Genomic DNA, 15,798 nt, shown 5'->3' with positions numbered 1-15,798 from the left:
AATGGTACTACTTTCTGAACCTTTTCTACTCGAAACACTTCACATAGAAGATGCTTCAGGCTTAAATCATTTAATGATTTCTAATGGAAAACGGTTTCAAAAATATCTACCAAATACACTAGCTCAAAACATTTCTGAAGACGCCTCAAAAAGCTATATTCAGCAAAAAATAAAAGAGAGCGAGAATAAAACAGAATTCGCTTTCGCCATAAAAGATAAAGACACCAAGCAAATTGCTGGATTAGTCATTTTAAAAAACATAACCAACAAACAAGGAGAATTTGCCTACTGTTTGGGAGCAAAATACTCAGGTAATGGCTGGGTAACAAAAAGCATTACAGCCGCTACAAATTTTGCTTTTAATGAATTACAATTAAACACATTACAAATTATAACACACCATACCAATACAAAAAGTATAAATGTCGCTAAACGTTGTGGTTTTAATTGGATAAAAACTTTAATTGGTGAATTTGACTCAGAAGATGGCCCATTAGATATGGAACTTTATCAAAAAAACGCATAAACATACATAAATGAAAAATAAATTTTACCAATATATACAAACACTTCAAGATCAAATCACCTCAAAATTAGAAGCTGTAGATGGCAAAGCAACGTTTCAAGAAGATATCTGGAAACGTCCTGAAGGTGGTGGCGGTCGCACACGAGTGATTGAAAATGGAAATGTATTTGAAAAAGGTGGTGTTAATATTTCTGGAGTACATGGGAAGTTACCAAAATCAATGCAAGAGTATTTTAACGTTGGTGATGTCGATTTTTTTGCCTGTGGATTAAGTTTGGTTTTACACCCTACCAACCCAATGGTACCAACAGTTCATGCCAATTGGCGTTATTTTGAAATGTATGATAAAGAAGGAAACATTGTAGGTAGCTGGTTTGGTGGCGGACAAGATTTAACACCTTATTATTTATTTGAAGAAGATGCAACGCACTTTCATAATGTATGTAAAACGGCTTGCGACAAACATAATCCTGAGTTTTATCCAAAATATAAAGCACGTTGTGACGAGTATTTTTATAATACACACCGTAATGAAGGTCGCGGAATAGGTGGTTTATTTTATGATCACTGTAAAGCATCAGAAACCATGACCATGGAAAACTGGTACGATTTCACAACTGAAGTTGGTAATAGTTTCCTAGAAAGTTACGTGCCAATTGTTGAAAAAAGAAAAGAGTTACCTTATACGGAAGCGCAACGTAATTGGCAAGAAATTCGTCGTGGTCGTTATGTTGAATTCAATTTAGTACATGATAAAGGCACACTTTTCGGACTAAAAACAAACGGACGTATAGAAAGTATTTTAATGAGTTTACCGCCACACGTACAATGGGTTTACGATCACCAACCTGAAGCCGGTAGCGAAGAAGAAAAATTAATTAAAGTATTACAAACCCCTGTAAACTGGGTGTAATATAAAATAGAAAACGAATGAATTGTTACTGCGGAAACACAAAACCATACGCAGATTGCTGTGAAATAATCCATAAAAATATGGAAGCTGCTAAAACGGCCCAACAACTTATGCGCTCTAGATATAGTGCTTTTGTAATGGCAAATGGCGACTATTTAATGGCAAGTCATCACAGTTCAACACGACCAATAAAAGAAAAAAAAGCCATTGTAGAATGGGCAAAATCGGTACAATGGATACGACTAGAAATTCTAGAAACTACCAAAGGTACAGCTAACGATATTGAAGGTACAGTAACCTTTAATGCGTATTTCTATGACCATGGAGAAGTAGATGTTATTCACGAAAAATCTGCTTTTATAAAAGAGAACAAACATTGGACCTATTTAGGATTCAGTAAATAAAACATATATTATGTACCCACTTAGAAGAAACAGAAGATTAAGAACAAACGAAGCGATTAGAAGCTTAGTTAGAGAAACAATCATTACACCTAACGACTTTTTAGTGCCGCTTTTTGTAGTTGAAGGCAAAGGAATTAAAGATGAAATTGCTTCAATGCCTAACTATTTTCGTTTTAGTTTAGACTTATTAGAAGGTGAAGTTAAAGAGCTTTGGAAATTAGGCTTAAAATCGGTTTTACTATTTGTAAAAGTTCCTGATAATTTAAAAGACAACAAAGGAACTGAAGCTTTAAACCCAAACGGATTGATGCAACGTGCCATTAAAACGGTAAAAAATGCTTGTCCGGATATGTTAGTGATGACAGATGTAGCACTTGATCCATATTCAGCTTACGGTCATGACGGTATTGTACAAAATGGTATGATCATAAACGATGAATCTACCGAAGTTTTAGCAAAAATGGCTTTAACACATGCCCAAGCTGGATCTGATTTTATTGCTCCTAGTGACATGAATGATGGAAGAACACTACAAATTCGTCAATTATTAGAACAAGAAGGATTTAAAAACACAGGGATTATGGCTTATACAGCAAAATATGCCTCATCATTTTATGGCCCTTTTAGAGATGCGTTAGACTCTGCTCCTGTTGATTTAGTTGATGTACCAAAAGACAAAAAAACTTACCAAATGGATTTTGGTAATAGAATAGAAGCTGTAAGAGAAACCTTAATAGATATTGATGAAGGTGCAGACATTGTGATGGTAAAACCAGGATTATCATACCTTGATATTTTAAGAGATATTAAAAACGAAGTTGATGTTCCTGTAGCAGTATACCAAGTATCTGGAGAATATGCTATGATAAAAGCAGCCTCACAAAAAGGGTGGTTAAATCACGATCAAGTAATGCTAGAAACAACTACGGCTTTTAAGCGTGCTGGTGCAGATATTATTGCATCGTATTTTGCTAAGGATATTGTTAAATTGATTTCGTAACTTCGTAAAAAAACAGAACACAAATTTATGACTGCATTACTCCTTTGGGCAACCGTATCTATTTTCTTTTCATTTTTATGCTCTATTCTTGAGGCTGTACTTTTAAGTATTACCCCAACATTTATTAACGTAAAAAAACAAGAGAAAAAAGAGTATGCTTCTACTCTAGAAGCACTTAAAAAAGATGTTGACAAGCCTCTTATTGCTATTTTAACATTAAATACAATTGCACACACGTTGGGAGCAATGATGGTAGGTATTCAAGCAGAGAGTTTACCTTATAAAATTGAACTTTTCGGAATTAATACCGTTGGAGTTGTTTCGGCAATTATGACATTATTAATTTTAGTCGCTTCAGAAATTGTTCCAAAAACCATTGGAGCAACTTACTGGAAACAATTAGCTAATTTCACATCAAAAGCACTTACTGTTTTAATTTTTCCATTAAAATGGACCGGTATTCTTTGGGTACTACAATTAACCACAAAACTTATTGGAGGTAAAGGTCACGGAAGTGTATTGAGTAGAGAAGGCTTTTTAGTGATGGCAGATATGGCTGAAAAAGAAGGTGTTTTTCAAGAATCAGAAAGTAAAATTATAAAAAATCTGCTTAATTTTAAGCAGGTTTTAGCTAAAAACGTGATGACGCCACGTACGGTTATGAAAACCGAAGATGAAACAATGACTATTGAAGATTTTTTTAACAATAATCATAGCGTGCGTTATTCAAGAATTCCTGTATATACTAATGATCAAGATAATATTACAGGATTAGTATTAAAGGATGATGTGTTTAAAGAAATGGCTTTTGGTAACGGTACTAAAAAGTTATCTGATATTAAACGAAATATTATTATTGTAGAAAGAAATCTTCCTATTCCATCACTTTTTGATAAACTTATTGAAGGTAAAAACCACATGGCTTTAGTAGTTGATGAATATGGAAGTGTAAGCGGTTTAGTAACCCAAGAAGACCTTATTGAAACCCTTTTAGGACTAGAAATTATGGACGAAAGTGATAACGTACCAGACTTACAACAATTGGCTAGAAAAAGTTGGGAAAACAGAGCAAAACGCTTAGGTATAATTGACGAAAATTCTGAAAATAATTAATGTTACACTGTATCATTAATAGTCCGTTGGGTAACACCAAAATAAGTGGCGATATTAATGGCGTTTCGGAAGTAAAGGTTTTAAATTCTGAAGAAAAAATAACAGAAAACATTCCTATTGAATTAAAAGATTGTGTGCTGCAACTTAAAGAGTATTTTGCAGGAAACCGACAACAATTCAACTTAAAACTTAATGCAAAAGGGACTGATTTTCAGCAACGAGTTTGGAAACAGTTAGCAGAAATTCCATACGGAAAAACAACGTCTTATTTAGAACTCTCTAAACAGTTGGGTGACGTAAAAGCCATACGAGCTGTAGCAAATGCTAATGGAAAAAACCCCTTATGGATTATTACACCTTGTCACAGAGTAATTGGAAGTGACGGCAGTTTAACCGGTTATGCAGGTGGTTTACATCGTAAAAAATGGTTATTGGAACACGAAAGTCCGTACAAACAAGCATCACTATTTTAAACGTTACATATTAAAAACTAAAAAACCCGCATTGAAATTAAATTTCAATGCGGGTTTTAATATTATAAAATGAGACTTAGATTCCCATTTTCTTTGCTATACTAGAAGGAATTCCTGCTTTATTAACCATAAATGCTGTTGTTTTATATTTCACGAAGTTTTTCGTTACAAATAAAAACCCTTTATAGTCGTTAGTTTCTCCCCAAGAGTTTTTAACAATGTAATACTCTTTTCCTAATTGATCTTTCACTATACCAACAATGTGCATTCCGTGATCATCTGTAGTTTGATAATTATCAAAAGCTTCTTGACGTATTTCTGGAGTAATTTCAAGTTCTGGTTTTGGACCATCAAACATATCTGCTTTTTCTTCAGCAGTCATATCTTCATATTTTACTGCAGGAACATACGCCACACCATTTTTCCAACTAAAACTTTTTTCACTAACATCTGTTGCCCAAGCTACGGTATATCCTTTTTCCAAAGCATTATCTATAACATCGGTCATTTCGTCCATTTTAATGTTATAAAGTTGATTAAAAGCCCAGTTATCTGGTACTAATAACGTTGTTTTTTCATAATAAGGAACATCTGTAAACGAAGACATTTGTATGTAATCATCTGGGTTAATTCCTACAACTTCTTTAGCGAAAGATTTTGGTGTGTATTCCTTTCCTTCGTAATCAAATGTTTCAGGAATGTCTCCTAAATATGAGTCAATAACAGAAGCATAAGCTGTTTTCCAGTTTGGTGTTAAAGTTCCATTAGGATTTTTAACAACGGCATCTAAAATAGACTTTAAAATGGTAGACATTTCTGCTAGTTTGTTTTTATCTGTACCGTAGTTTAAACCTGTATAAACCTCTCTTGGAACAGCACCATATTCACGAAACATATTAATAACATCGTGTAATGCACCACCTTCTCCTAACGTTAAAGCACCATGCATACGCACATAGCTTATACCTTTTTCTAGATACACATTTCTAGCCGTAAAAAGTTGAGATAATTGCACAGGATCTTTTCCCATACGTATCATTTCAGACTCTAAATATGAATTAGTAGCATAACTCCAACATGTTCCTGAAGAACCTTGATTTTTGATAGAAGTAGCTCCTAAATTAATTTCTTCAGTAAAATTGAAACTGTTTTTACTGTTTTCACTCGCATTAAATTTTAGTGAATTAACTAATATATCTTGTGCGGAAACCGTATTCAGACCTGCTAAAAAAAGTACAGCAAAACTCAACGATTGTATTAAATTTTTTCTCATAATATTTTTTAAAAATTAAGCATTCAGCAATATTAACCAAATTTGTTTTTTCATAACAGTTTATTGTAGATTTTAACACGAAATTTCAACTTTAAAACTTTTTGTAAAATGGACATTAATTTCATTACCTTTAATTTTTATACTAAAAACTAACAAATGAATTTTTTAAAAAAATTAATAAAAGGGCTCATCATTTTATTTGGATTATTGGTGGCTGTTTTATATATCACCGATACTGATTATTTATTAAAAGCCGTTAGAACAATTTACTTAAAAGGGCATTCTACAGCATTTTTAGAAGATTATAAAGAGTTTGACAATAAAGTTGTAGATAATGCAACACCACAGCCTTGGCCAGAACACAAAGCTTATAATACGATTGAAGAAACCAAAACTTTAAAACAAGTAAATACTCAAAACGGAACTATTGCTTATGTAATTATAAAAAATGATAGTGTATGGTTTGAGAACTATTATGATGGTTTTGATGCTAACTCAAAAACTAATTCTTTTTCAATGGCTAAAAGTTATGTTTCGGCCTTATTAGGAAAAGCCATAATGGAAGGTCATATTGAAAGTTTAGATCAAAAAGTAATTGATTTTATTCCTGAATTTAAAACGGAGTTAGGTTCAAAAATGACCGTTGGAGATTTATCATCAATGGCATCGGGTACAGATTGGGATGAAGCTTATTATTCGCCATTATCAATTACAACACGTGCTTATTTTGATGATGATTTAGAAAAAGTAGCACTAGGACTTAACGTGGTAGATCAACCTGGAACAGCCTTTAAATATGCTAGTGGAGATACGCAAATGTTAGCCATAGTTATTGAACGTGCTACAGGAAAAAAATTATATCAATATTTAAGTGAAAGCTTTTGGGCTCCTTTAGGTTCTGAAAACCCAACACTTTGGCAAGTAGATAGCGAAGATCATGATCTTGTAAAAGCCTATTGTTGTATTGCAAGTAACGCTAAGGATTTTGCTAGAATGGGAAAACTGTATAAAGATCATGGAAAATGGAATGGCAAACAAGTATTAGACTCTGCTTTTATTGCAAAATCTATAACACCTCGTTTTCCTGAAAGTCCAGAATATGGTTACGGATGGTGGTTAAAAACTATAGGTGATAAAAACTTTTTTATGATGCGTGGTCATTTAGGGCAATATGTTATTGTTGAACCTACTGATAATGTGATTATCGTAAGATTGGGACACTCAAAAGGGCCTGTTAAAGTAGTCGCAACATTTACAGACGATATCACAACTTATATTGAAGAAGCTTATAAAATGCTAGAAACCAAATAATTTTGTACCTTAAGACTATAAAACAACACCTATGATTCGTAAACTAAATCTTGAAAACATCTTATTTCTAGATATTGAAACTGTTCCTGAAGAACAGCATTTTCATGATTTAAATGATGAAAAAAAAGCCCTTTGGGAATCAAAATCTAAATATCAAAGACGTGAAGAATTTTCTGCTGAAGAATTTTATGATCGCGCAGGTATTTGGGCAGAATTTGGGAAAATTGTATGTATTTCAGTTGGTCATTTTAAAATGGAAGCTGATGTTAGAAAATTTAGAGTTACTTCGTTTTATGGAGAAGAATATAAAATTCTTATGGATTTTAAAATGCTATTAAACTCACATTTCAACCAAAATAATCATTTATTATGTGCACACAATGGAAAAGAATTTGACTTTCCATATATAGCACGACGTATGATTATTCATAACATTGAATTACCTCAAAAACTAAATTTATTTGGTAAAAAACCATGGGAAGTTCCGCATTTAGATACCTTGGAGCTTTGGAAATTTGGTGATTATAAAAACTATACCTCTTTAAAATTACTAACTCATATTTTAGGAATTCCGTCACCAAAAGATGATATTGATGGTAGCGAAGTGTATAGCGTGTATTATGAAAATAAAGAAATTGAACGTATTGTAGTGTATTGTGAAAAAGATACGATTGCTGTAGCTCAAATATTTTTACGTTTGCGTGGTGATGAGATTCTTAATGATAATGAAATTGTTCATATTTAAAAACAACCTTCCCAAGGCCATCTACAGATGCAAAAACCTCACTTGCTTACCGTAAAAAACTTATCAATTTCATTTATATCTCAAGGTGAGACTAAAGAAATTATTCATGATATTTCTTATCATTTAAACACAAATGAAATATTAGGTATTGTAGGAGAATCTGGTTCAGGGAAATCGGTATCTTCATTAGCCATTTTAGGCTTGCTTCCAAAGAAAATTTCAAAAATAACAAACGGAAGTATTCTATTTGAAAACCATGAATTAACCACACTTAAAAATAAAGCGTTTCAAAAAATTAGAGGACAACAAATAGCGATGATTTTTCAAGAACCAATGAGCTCTTTAAACCCTTCAATGCGTTGTGGTGCTCAGGTTGAAGAAATATTAGCACAACACACCTCACTTTCTAAAAAAGCTATAAAAACAGAAACACTATCCCTTTTTGAAAAGGTAAAATTACCGGATCCAGAACGTGTGTATCGTGCGTATCCACATGAAATTTCTGGAGGACAAAAACAACGAGTAATGATTGCCATGGCTATTGCTTGTAAACCTAAAATACTAATAGCAGACGAACCTACGACAGCACTTGATGTTACGGTGCAAAAAGATATTATTGAGCTCTTAAAACAGCTGCAAATTCAAGAAGATATGAGTATTATTTTTATCTCTCATGATTTGGCTTTAGTCTCAGAAATTGCAGATCGTGTAATGGTGATGTACAAAGGGAGTATTGTAGAACAAAACGATACGTTAAGCATTTTTAAACATCCAAAACACAATTATACTCAAGCTTTAATACAATCTAAACCTGCATTAAATGTGCGTTTAAAACGTTTACCAACTATTAGTGATGTGATAAACGGAACCACTAGTAACGAGATAATTACTACGGAAGACAGGAAAATGCATCATGCAGAAATTTATGCAAAAGCACCAATTTTAGAAATTGTAAATCTAGAAAAAGAATATATTTCTACATCTGGATGGTTTTCAAAACCTGAAAGTTTTAAGGCTGTAAATTCGGTAAGTTTTAAAATTTACGAAGGAGAAACCCTTGGTTTGGTTGGAGAATCCGGTTGCGGAAAATCTACATTAGCTAATGCTATATTACAGTTAGACAAAGCAACTTCTGGTGAAATATTATATAAAGGGATGGATATTAATAAACTTTCATCTTCAAGAATTAGAACCTTAAGAAAAGATATTCAAATCATATTTCAAGATCCATACGCCTCTTTAAACCCAAGAATCCCTATAGGAAAAGCCATTATGGAACCTATGAAAGTACATGGTATTGGAACTTCGGAAAAAGATAGACAAATAAAAACTTTACACCTATTAGAGCAAGTAGGTTTGGATGAAGCATCTTTTTACAAATACCCTCATGAGTTTTCGGGAGGGCAACGCCAACGTGTTGGTATTGCTAGAGCTATTGCTTTAGAGCCTAAATTAATTATTTGTGACGAGTCGGTTTCGGCTTTAGATATTTCAGTACAAGCACAAGTTTTAAATCTTCTTAATGATTTAAAATCTAATTTTAATTTCACTTATATATTTATTTCACACGATTTGGCAGTTGTAAAATATATGTCTGATCAACTTTTAGTGATGAATAAAGGAAAAATTGAAGAGTTAGATGATGCTGATGAAATTTATAACAATCCTAAAAAGTCTTATACAAAAAAATTGATTCATGCCATACCTAAAGGAATAGACCTTTAAGCATTTAGGCATAAATCATTTTTTGATAAGTAATAAATCACTTAAACTAATTTTAATTTTCTTTTATAAAAGACCGTCTATTGCCTTTTTAAAAGTGTTAGGTTTAGGTAGATTTGGGGCTACTAAAAACCAGTTTTAATTTACGATAGATTTGGGGCTAATCATAAATCATGCTTATGATAGATTTGGGGCTGATCATAAACTAAGTTAAGGATTATTGAGGGGAATTATCTTTCAACTTTGTTTGACAAATATGTGTTTTTTATTTCATTAAATCAGTTTAAAAGCTATTTTATTCGATGAAATACGTGTTATTTTAACACAACTCACTAATAAACTTACATTTTTGCATAAAAAAACAGCCATTACAGCTGTTTTTAAAACATTTATATTTCTACAAAATACTGTTATATAGTCATTTCGGATATATCACCTTCAACAATTAAGGTACCTTCAGTTGCTTTTATAACATCTTCAACTGAAACTCCCGGAGCGCGTTCTAATAATTTAAAGCCTTTTGGAGTAACTTCTAAAACAGCAAGATTAGTCACAATCTTTTTTACACATCCTACGCCTGTAAGCGGAAGCGAACATTGTTTTAATAGTTTAGATTGTCCTGCTTTATTGGTATGCATCATGGCAACAATAATATTTTCGGCACTTGCTACCAAATCCATTGCGCCACCCATACCTTTTACCATACGTCCTGGAATTTTCCAGTTGGCAATATCACCGTTTTCGGCAACTTCCATAGCTCCTAAAATGGTTAAATCAACATGCTGACCTCTAATCATTGAAAAACTTAATGCCGAATCAAAAAAACTGGCACCTGGTAATGTGGTAATGGTTTGTTTTCCTGCATTAATAATATCTGCATCTTCATCACCATCAAAAGGAAAAGGTCCCATACCTAAAACTCCATTTTCACTTTGAAACTCTACTTCTATATCTTCTCTTACGTAATTTGCTACAAGTGTTGGGATACCTATACCTAAATTAACGTAATAGCCATCTTTTACTTCTTTAGCAATACGTTTTGCTATTCCTATTTTGTCTAACATAACTAATCTCTTTGTCTTACTGTTCGTTGCTCAATTCGTTTTTCATAAGCTTCACCTTGAAAAATGCGTTGTACAAATATTCCTGGGATATGAATTTCATTAGGATCTAAAGTTCCTGCTGGTACTAATTCTTCAACTTCAGCAACCGTTATAGTTGCTGCACCACACATTACAGGATTAAAGTTTCTAGCCGTTCCTTTAAATATTAAATTTCCTGCAGTATCACCTTTCCAAGCTTTTACAAATGCAAAATCAGCATCAAAAGCTTGTTCTAACACATACATTTTACCATTAAATTCGCGCGTTTCTTTTCCTTCTGCTACTTCAGTACCGTAACCTGCTGGAGTATAAAACGCAGGAAATCCTGATTGTGCAGCTCTACAACGTTCAGCAAGTGTTCCTTGAGGAATTAACTCTACATCTAGTTCACCGCTTAACATCTGGCGTTCAAACTCATCATTTTCGCCAACATAAGACGATACCATTTTTTTTATTTGATGCTTTTGAAGTAGTAAACCCAAACCAAAATCATCTACACCAGCATTATTTGAAATACAGGTAAGATCCTTAGCGTTAAGTGCTACTAATTTTGAAATGGCATTTTCCGGAATTCCACAAAGCCCAAAACCACCAAGCATAAAGGTCATGTTATCTGAAACCCCTTTTAGAGCTTCATCAACATTTGCTACTTTTTTATTAATCATTTTTAATGTGTTTTATTTGTAGTGGAAATTTACAAAATTTTAAAGACATAAAGAATGCTTTCTATCTCACATATTACAAATAATGCACTCCAATAATAAGATGTCCTTATAAATAGCATTTTAAAGGGCTTATTTTGAGAAATCAATTAAAATCTCTATAAAAAGAATTGTAGCATATGAATAGTAAAGGCACAAAAAATCCTGCTTTTTTGGAGCAGGATTTTTTATAAAAGTATCATAAATACGTCTTGTTTTTTTATTTCAGAATTAAAAATCAATAACATCATCTAATTCGTCATCAATAGTTTGTGTTTCAAAACCTTCATCTGGATCATAATTATCACAATCTACAGCGATAGAAAGATCTTTTGGCTTTTCAAAATTAGCTATCGAAATATCTAAATCCTCATCAGTATAACAGCTTTTCATATAACTACCCCAAATAGGTAATGCCATTGAAGCTCCTTGACCGTATGTAATTGATCTAAAGTGAGCTGCTCTATCTTCTGCTCCAACCCAAACACCTGTTACAAGGTTTGGTACCATTCCCATAAACCAACCATCACTTTGATTTTGTGTGGTTCCTGTTTTTCCGGCAATAGCATTTGTAAAAGCATAAGGATAGCCTGTCATTATTTCTTTGTAAATACCTGTTCCTGGATTCCAAGTTCTTCTTAAACGAGCTCCAGATCCATGTTGCGTTACACCTTCCATTAAGTTTACAGTAACATAAGCAACCTCTTCACTTAATACATCTTTTGATTCTGGTGCAAATTGATATAATACGGTTCCATTTTTATCTTCAATACGTGTTACCATTACTGGTTTATTGTACACGCCTTTATTAGCAAAAGTTGAATAGGCTGCAACCATTTCATAAACACTTAAATCTGGTGTACCAAGAGCAATTGCTGGTACGGGTAAAATATCTTCTTCAATACCTAAATTCTTCGCCATATTAATTACTGGTTGCGGACCAACTTTATCCATTAATCGCGCTGTAATTGTATTTGTTGAATTGGCTAAAGCATTTTTAAGTGTTTTAAATCCTCCGTATTTTCCATCAGAATTTCTAGCTGTCCAAGGTTCTGGATTTCCAAATTTCCCTGCTTCAATAGTAATTTGTGTATTTGGTAAGGTATCGCAAGGTGATAAATGTAATTGATCAATTGCAGTAGCGTATACAAATGGTTTAAATGTAGATCCAACTTGACGTTTTCCTTGTTTTACGTGATCGTATTGAAAATGTCTGTAGTTAATCCCTCCAACCCACGCTTTTACTAATCCTGTTTGTGGATCCATAGACATCATTCCGGTATGAAGAAATGATTTATAGTAACGCATAGAATCTAAAGGTTTCATTATGGTATCTATTTCACCTTTCCATGAGAAAATACTCATTTCAGTAGGCTTATTAAAAGAGGCTATAATTTCTTCATCTGTTTTTTTAAGATCTTTTTTTAGGTGTCTCCAACGTTCAGATTGTTTCATTGAACGATTTAATAAACCTTCAACTTCAGATTTTTTCAACCCTAAAAATGGTGCTGTTGGATTTCTATCTGGTGTATTTTGATTATCAAATTCTGCTTGTAACCTTGGCATATGTGCATTTACAGCATCTTCTGCATATTGTTGCATACGAGAATCAATAGAGGTGTATATTTTTAAACCATCGTTATATAGGTTATATTTTTCACCATCTGCTTGTGGATTCTCATTAATCCAATCTTTCATAAACTTATCTAAATAAGCTCTAAAATAGGTGGCAATTCCTTCACGGTGAGATTCTGGCGAATAATTTAAATCTAGTTCTGTTTTTTGTAGTGAATCTTTTACCGTTTCTGTAATAAAATCATATTTTTCCATTTGGCTTAATACCACATTACGACGGTTTCTTGTTCCAACAGGATTACGGTGAGGTCTTGGATTATATAATGACGAATTTTTAAACATTCCCACTAACATTGCAGACTCTTTTAAATCTAAATCTAGAGGTTCTTTACCAAAATATATTCTTGATGCACTTCTAATTCCATCAGCATTATTACCAAAATCATAGATATTAAAATACATGGCAATAATTTCTTCTTTGGTATATTGACGTTCTAAACGGATAGCAATAATCCATTCTTTTACTTTTTGAAGTATACGTGCTCCTGTATTTTTTGAACCTTCTCCATGAAATAATTGTTTGGCTAATTGTTGAGAAATTGTACTTGCTCCTCCTCCTTTACCAAGTTTAAAAATAGCTCTTAAAGTTCCGCGAGCATCAATCCCAGAATGTTCATGATAACGTGCATCTTCAGTAGAAATCAAAGCATCTACCAACTGTTTTGGTAACTCTTCGTAACCAATTGGAGTTCTGTTATCATTTAAGTAAAATTTACCTAAAGTTTTTCCATCAGAAGAAATAATCTCAGTTGCCAAATGGGTTTTAGGGTTTTCTAATACCGTGTGATCAGGTAAATCGCTAAACATTGATGTTAATAGAAACACCATAATGAGTGCTATAAATCCTCCTAAAAATGTGATCCAAAACCAACGCACATATTTCGAAAAATCTTGTACTTCTGTCTTTTTAGCTGCTGCTTTTTTAGCCATAATTAATTCTTTTTTGAATTTTCTATTCTAAATCCAATATCTGTAATTCCTTCAAGGTCTTTTATACCATCAACCATACCATTTTGTCTCATAGCTTGTTGAATAGTTATCGTATACTCGCCATCTTCATTAAATACAAATGGTGCATCATAACCTTTATACCAAAATTTATTTTCTTTTACATCTGAAAAACCAGTCCCTAAAAATTCGCCATTAGGTGCTGTCATTTCATACTCTAAAGTATCTTTTTCCACTTTTCCGTTAGGATAATTTAACCACACAATAAGATATAAGTTGCTATATTTATAAGCGCTTGTGTTTCTTAAATTCACAAATAAATTATATGTATTTGTAGAATCTGGAGGTGTGACTTTAAAAGACATAATATCATCTTTATTCCAATGATTTGGAACCGATTGATACTCATCAAAAACCGCCTTTGAATCACACGAAAAAAGTAGTACACTAATTACAAGTGCAATCCAATAGTTATTTTTTAGCATTTTTATTATTTTGTGGTCTAGGCTTACGTTTTTGTTTTGCTCTATTAGTTTTACGTTTGTTTTTAGGTTTTGGACTATCAAAACGTGTTAAACTATCTTGACCAACAACATTTTCAAACTCTACAGTTGCTTCTTCCATCAACTCTGATGCGTAAATTTCAAGACTTGCAACTTTTTGTTTTTTCTTGTTTACTGCAATAATTTCGTTGGCTTGTGTAGTCGTCAATTTATGCCAGTTCATCCAATCACCTTCATAAGCATACCACATGTGACCTTTAAAAATGTCGGTTTTCTGACAAACAGCAGTCCCTTTTTCGGTGAATAATTTTACATCTGTTTTTGGGAATGCTTTTAAAGCATCTAAATACGCGTCTAACTCATAGTTTAAACAACATTTTAGTTTCCCACATTGTCCTGCAAGTTTTAATGGATTTAAAGATAATTGTTGGTAACGTGCCGCCGATGTACTTACCGATCTAAAATCTGTAAGCCATGTTGAGCAGCATAATTCTCTACCACAAGATCCAATTCCTCCAAGACGAGCAGCTTCTTGCCTAAACCCTACTTGTTTCATTTCAATTCGAGTTCTAAACTCTTTTGCAAATAATTTAATAAGCTCTCTAAAATCTACACGCTCTTCAGCAGTATAGTAAAAAGTAGCTTTACTCGCATCTCCCTGATACTCAATATCAGAAATTTTCATTTTCAATTTTAAATCGATAGCAAATTGACGTGCTTTCACCTTCATAGGTTCTTCTTTGTCTCTTGCTGCCGACCAAATATCAATGTCTTTTTGGTTGGCTTTTCGGTAAATTTTCATAACGTCTTCTTCGTTATTAATATTTACTTTTTTACGCTTCATTTGAATTCTTACCAGTTCACCGGTAAGCGTAACCATTCCTATATCATGACCAGATGCAGCTTGTGTAGCTACAACATCTCCAATGCTTAATGTTAAATTTTCGGTATTTTTGTAGTATTGTTTCCTTCCGTTTTTAAAACGAACTTCAACACCTATAAACGGGGCTTCACCTTGAGGAAGCGACATATTAGCCAACCAATCAAAAACAGTTAACTTGTTACAGCTATCTGTACCACAAGTTCCATTGCTTTTACATCCTTTTGGTTGTCCGTCTTTTCCAGTTGAGCAACTGTTACAACTCATAAATATTTATATATAATTTGAAAGCCTTTAAGCTCACAAATGCAGATTAATAATTGTTTTTTATAAAACGTAAAGATAATATTATTTATTAAGCTTATTGGCGTTGATAAAATACTATTATAAACAAACACATATAACTCTTAATTAAGGCAATAAATTGTGTTGTTTTTATTTCGAAATCAAAAAAAAATAGTACCAGTTTAAAATGGTTTTTTTAGCAGAAAAACCTCTAATTCATTTTTAAATATCAAGACAAAAAAAAGGCGTTATGAATTTTCATA

Annotated in this window: 15 protein-coding genes; 9 read left to right on the top strand and 6 right to left on the bottom strand. The window is 32.7% G+C overall.

The genetic code is table 11. The annotated features are described in order from the left end of the window. The first annotated feature begins 1 nt into the window (after window position 1). The 6 genes from ACU4C5_RS05775 to ACU4C5_RS05750 are packed head-to-tail and all read left to right on the top strand — an operon-like array spanning window position 2 to window position 4,429. Window positions 2-526 carry a GNAT family N-acetyltransferase gene (locus tag ACU4C5_RS05775; RefSeq protein WP_446846107.1) on the top strand — a complete coding sequence of 175 codons (525 nt, stop codon included), beginning with the start codon at window positions 2-4 and terminating at the stop codon, window positions 524-526. A gap of 10 nt (window positions 527-536) precedes the next feature. Further along, on the top strand, window positions 537-1,439 hold the full coding sequence (gene hemF / locus ACU4C5_RS05770) for an oxygen-dependent coproporphyrinogen oxidase (RefSeq protein WP_446846106.1): 903 nt from the start codon (window positions 537-539) through the stop codon (window positions 1,437-1,439). A 17-nt stretch (window positions 1,440-1,456) separates the two neighbouring features. Then, window positions 1,457-1,843 carry a YchJ family protein gene (locus tag ACU4C5_RS05765; RefSeq protein WP_446846105.1) on the top strand — a complete coding sequence of 129 codons (387 nt, stop codon included), beginning with the start codon at window positions 1,457-1,459 and terminating at the stop codon, window positions 1,841-1,843. 10 nt (window positions 1,844-1,853) lie between these two features. Then, a complete protein-coding gene (gene hemB, locus ACU4C5_RS05760; RefSeq protein WP_446846104.1) occupies window positions 1,854-2,843 on the top strand; it encodes a porphobilinogen synthase in 990 nt (329 codons plus the stop codon). 27 nt (window positions 2,844-2,870) lie between these two features. Further along, window positions 2,871-3,956, top strand: a complete 1,086-nt coding sequence (locus ACU4C5_RS05755) for a CNNM domain-containing protein (protein WP_446846103.1) — start codon at window positions 2,871-2,873, stop codon at window positions 3,954-3,956. Continuing rightward, window positions 3,956-4,429, top strand: coding sequence for a methylated-DNA--[protein]-cysteine S-methyltransferase (locus tag ACU4C5_RS05750; RefSeq protein ID WP_446846102.1), 474 nt, complete (start codon window positions 3,956-3,958; stop codon window positions 4,427-4,429). The genes ACU4C5_RS05755 and ACU4C5_RS05750 overlap by 1 nt, the downstream gene beginning before the upstream one ends. Before the next feature lie 76 nt (window positions 4,430-4,505). Here ACU4C5_RS05750 and ACU4C5_RS05745 read toward each other — a convergent pair whose 3' ends face one another. After that, a complete protein-coding gene (locus tag ACU4C5_RS05745; RefSeq protein ID WP_446846101.1) occupies window positions 4,506-5,702 on the bottom strand; it encodes a C1 family peptidase in 1,197 nt (398 codons plus the stop codon). A 156-nt stretch (window positions 5,703-5,858) separates the two neighbouring features. Between ACU4C5_RS05745 and ACU4C5_RS05740 the strand changes: the two genes are divergently transcribed. Genes ACU4C5_RS05740 through ACU4C5_RS05730 form a run of 3 tightly spaced genes read left to right on the top strand, consistent with a single transcriptional unit; the run spans window position 5,859 to window position 9,483 of the window. Beyond that, window positions 5,859-7,013, top strand: coding sequence for a serine hydrolase domain-containing protein (locus ACU4C5_RS05740; RefSeq protein WP_446846100.1), 1,155 nt, complete (start codon window positions 5,859-5,861; stop codon window positions 7,011-7,013). 31 nt (window positions 7,014-7,044) lie between these two features. After that, complete coding sequence (locus ACU4C5_RS05735; RefSeq protein WP_446846099.1) at window positions 7,045-7,758, top strand: 3'-5' exonuclease; 714 nt, start codon at window positions 7,045-7,047, stop codon at window positions 7,756-7,758. Between the two features lie 27 nt (window positions 7,759-7,785). Further along, window positions 7,786-9,483, top strand: a complete 1,698-nt coding sequence (locus ACU4C5_RS05730) for an ABC transporter ATP-binding protein (RefSeq protein ID WP_446846098.1) — start codon at window positions 7,786-7,788, stop codon at window positions 9,481-9,483. Window positions 9,484-9,890: 407 nt separating this feature from the next. On the opposite strand, the gene ACU4C5_RS05725 is transcribed toward ACU4C5_RS05730, so the two are convergent. The 5 genes from ACU4C5_RS05725 to ACU4C5_RS05705 form a co-directional block, all read right to left on the bottom strand. After that, entirely contained in the window at window positions 9,891-10,544 is a 654-nt protein-coding gene (locus ACU4C5_RS05725; protein ID WP_446846097.1) for a 3-oxoacid CoA-transferase subunit B, read from the bottom strand. A gap of 2 nt (window positions 10,545-10,546) precedes the next feature. Beyond that, window positions 10,547-11,248 (bottom strand): CoA transferase subunit A, encoded by a 702-nt coding sequence (locus ACU4C5_RS05720; RefSeq protein WP_446846096.1) that lies wholly within the window; start codon window positions 11,246-11,248, stop codon window positions 10,547-10,549. A gap of 267 nt (window positions 11,249-11,515) precedes the next feature. Next, window positions 11,516-13,849: a penicillin-binding protein 1A gene (locus ACU4C5_RS05715; RefSeq protein WP_446846095.1), complete on the bottom strand. Its 2,334-nt coding sequence runs from the start codon at window positions 13,847-13,849 to the stop codon at window positions 11,516-11,518. Between the two features lie 2 nt (window positions 13,850-13,851). Further along, a complete protein-coding gene (locus tag ACU4C5_RS05710) occupies window positions 13,852-14,352 on the bottom strand; it encodes a gliding motility lipoprotein GldH (protein WP_446846094.1) in 501 nt (166 codons plus the stop codon). Then, on the bottom strand, window positions 14,339-15,517 hold the full coding sequence (locus tag ACU4C5_RS05705) for a PSP1 domain-containing protein (protein ID WP_446846093.1): 1,179 nt from the start codon (window positions 15,515-15,517) through the stop codon (window positions 14,339-14,341). The genes ACU4C5_RS05710 and ACU4C5_RS05705 overlap by 14 nt, the downstream gene beginning before the upstream one ends. Window positions 15,518-15,798 lie beyond the last annotated feature (281 nt).

This window comes from Lacinutrix undariae, assembly GCF_052934785.1.
This window is presented reverse-complemented; position numbering and strand designations above follow the sequence as displayed.

Coding starts and splice junctions, on each gene's coding strand:
- ACU4C5_RS05775 (WP_446846107.1), top strand. CDS start 2: ATGGTACTACTTTCTGAACCTTTTCTACTCGAAACACTTCACATAGAA.
- hemF (WP_446846106.1), top strand. CDS start 537: ATGAAAAATAAATTTTACCAATATATACAAACACTTCAAGATCAAATC.
- ACU4C5_RS05765 (WP_446846105.1), top strand. CDS start 1,457: ATGAATTGTTACTGCGGAAACACAAAACCATACGCAGATTGCTGTGAA.
- hemB (WP_446846104.1), top strand. CDS start 1,854: ATGTACCCACTTAGAAGAAACAGAAGATTAAGAACAAACGAAGCGATT.
- ACU4C5_RS05755 (WP_446846103.1), top strand. CDS start 2,871: ATGACTGCATTACTCCTTTGGGCAACCGTATCTATTTTCTTTTCATTT.
- ACU4C5_RS05750 (WP_446846102.1), top strand. CDS start 3,956: ATGTTACACTGTATCATTAATAGTCCGTTGGGTAACACCAAAATAAGT.
- ACU4C5_RS05745 (WP_446846101.1), bottom strand. CDS start 5,702: ATGAGAAAAAATTTAATACAATCGTTGAGTTTTGCTGTACTTTTTTTA.
- ACU4C5_RS05740 (WP_446846100.1), top strand. CDS start 5,859: ATGAATTTTTTAAAAAAATTAATAAAAGGGCTCATCATTTTATTTGGA.
- ACU4C5_RS05735 (WP_446846099.1), top strand. CDS start 7,045: ATGATTCGTAAACTAAATCTTGAAAACATCTTATTTCTAGATATTGAA.
- ACU4C5_RS05730 (WP_446846098.1), top strand. CDS start 7,786: ATGCAAAAACCTCACTTGCTTACCGTAAAAAACTTATCAATTTCATTT.
- ACU4C5_RS05725 (WP_446846097.1), bottom strand. CDS start 10,544: ATGTTAGACAAAATAGGAATAGCAAAACGTATTGCTAAAGAAGTAAAA.
- ACU4C5_RS05720 (WP_446846096.1), bottom strand. CDS start 11,248: ATGATTAATAAAAAAGTAGCAAATGTTGATGAAGCTCTAAAAGGGGTT.
- ACU4C5_RS05715 (WP_446846095.1), bottom strand. CDS start 13,849: ATGGCTAAAAAAGCAGCAGCTAAAAAGACAGAAGTACAAGATTTTTCG.
- ACU4C5_RS05710 (WP_446846094.1), bottom strand. CDS start 14,352: ATGCTAAAAAATAACTATTGGATTGCACTTGTAATTAGTGTACTACTT.
- ACU4C5_RS05705 (WP_446846093.1), bottom strand. CDS start 15,517: ATGAGTTGTAACAGTTGCTCAACTGGAAAAGACGGACAACCAAAAGGA.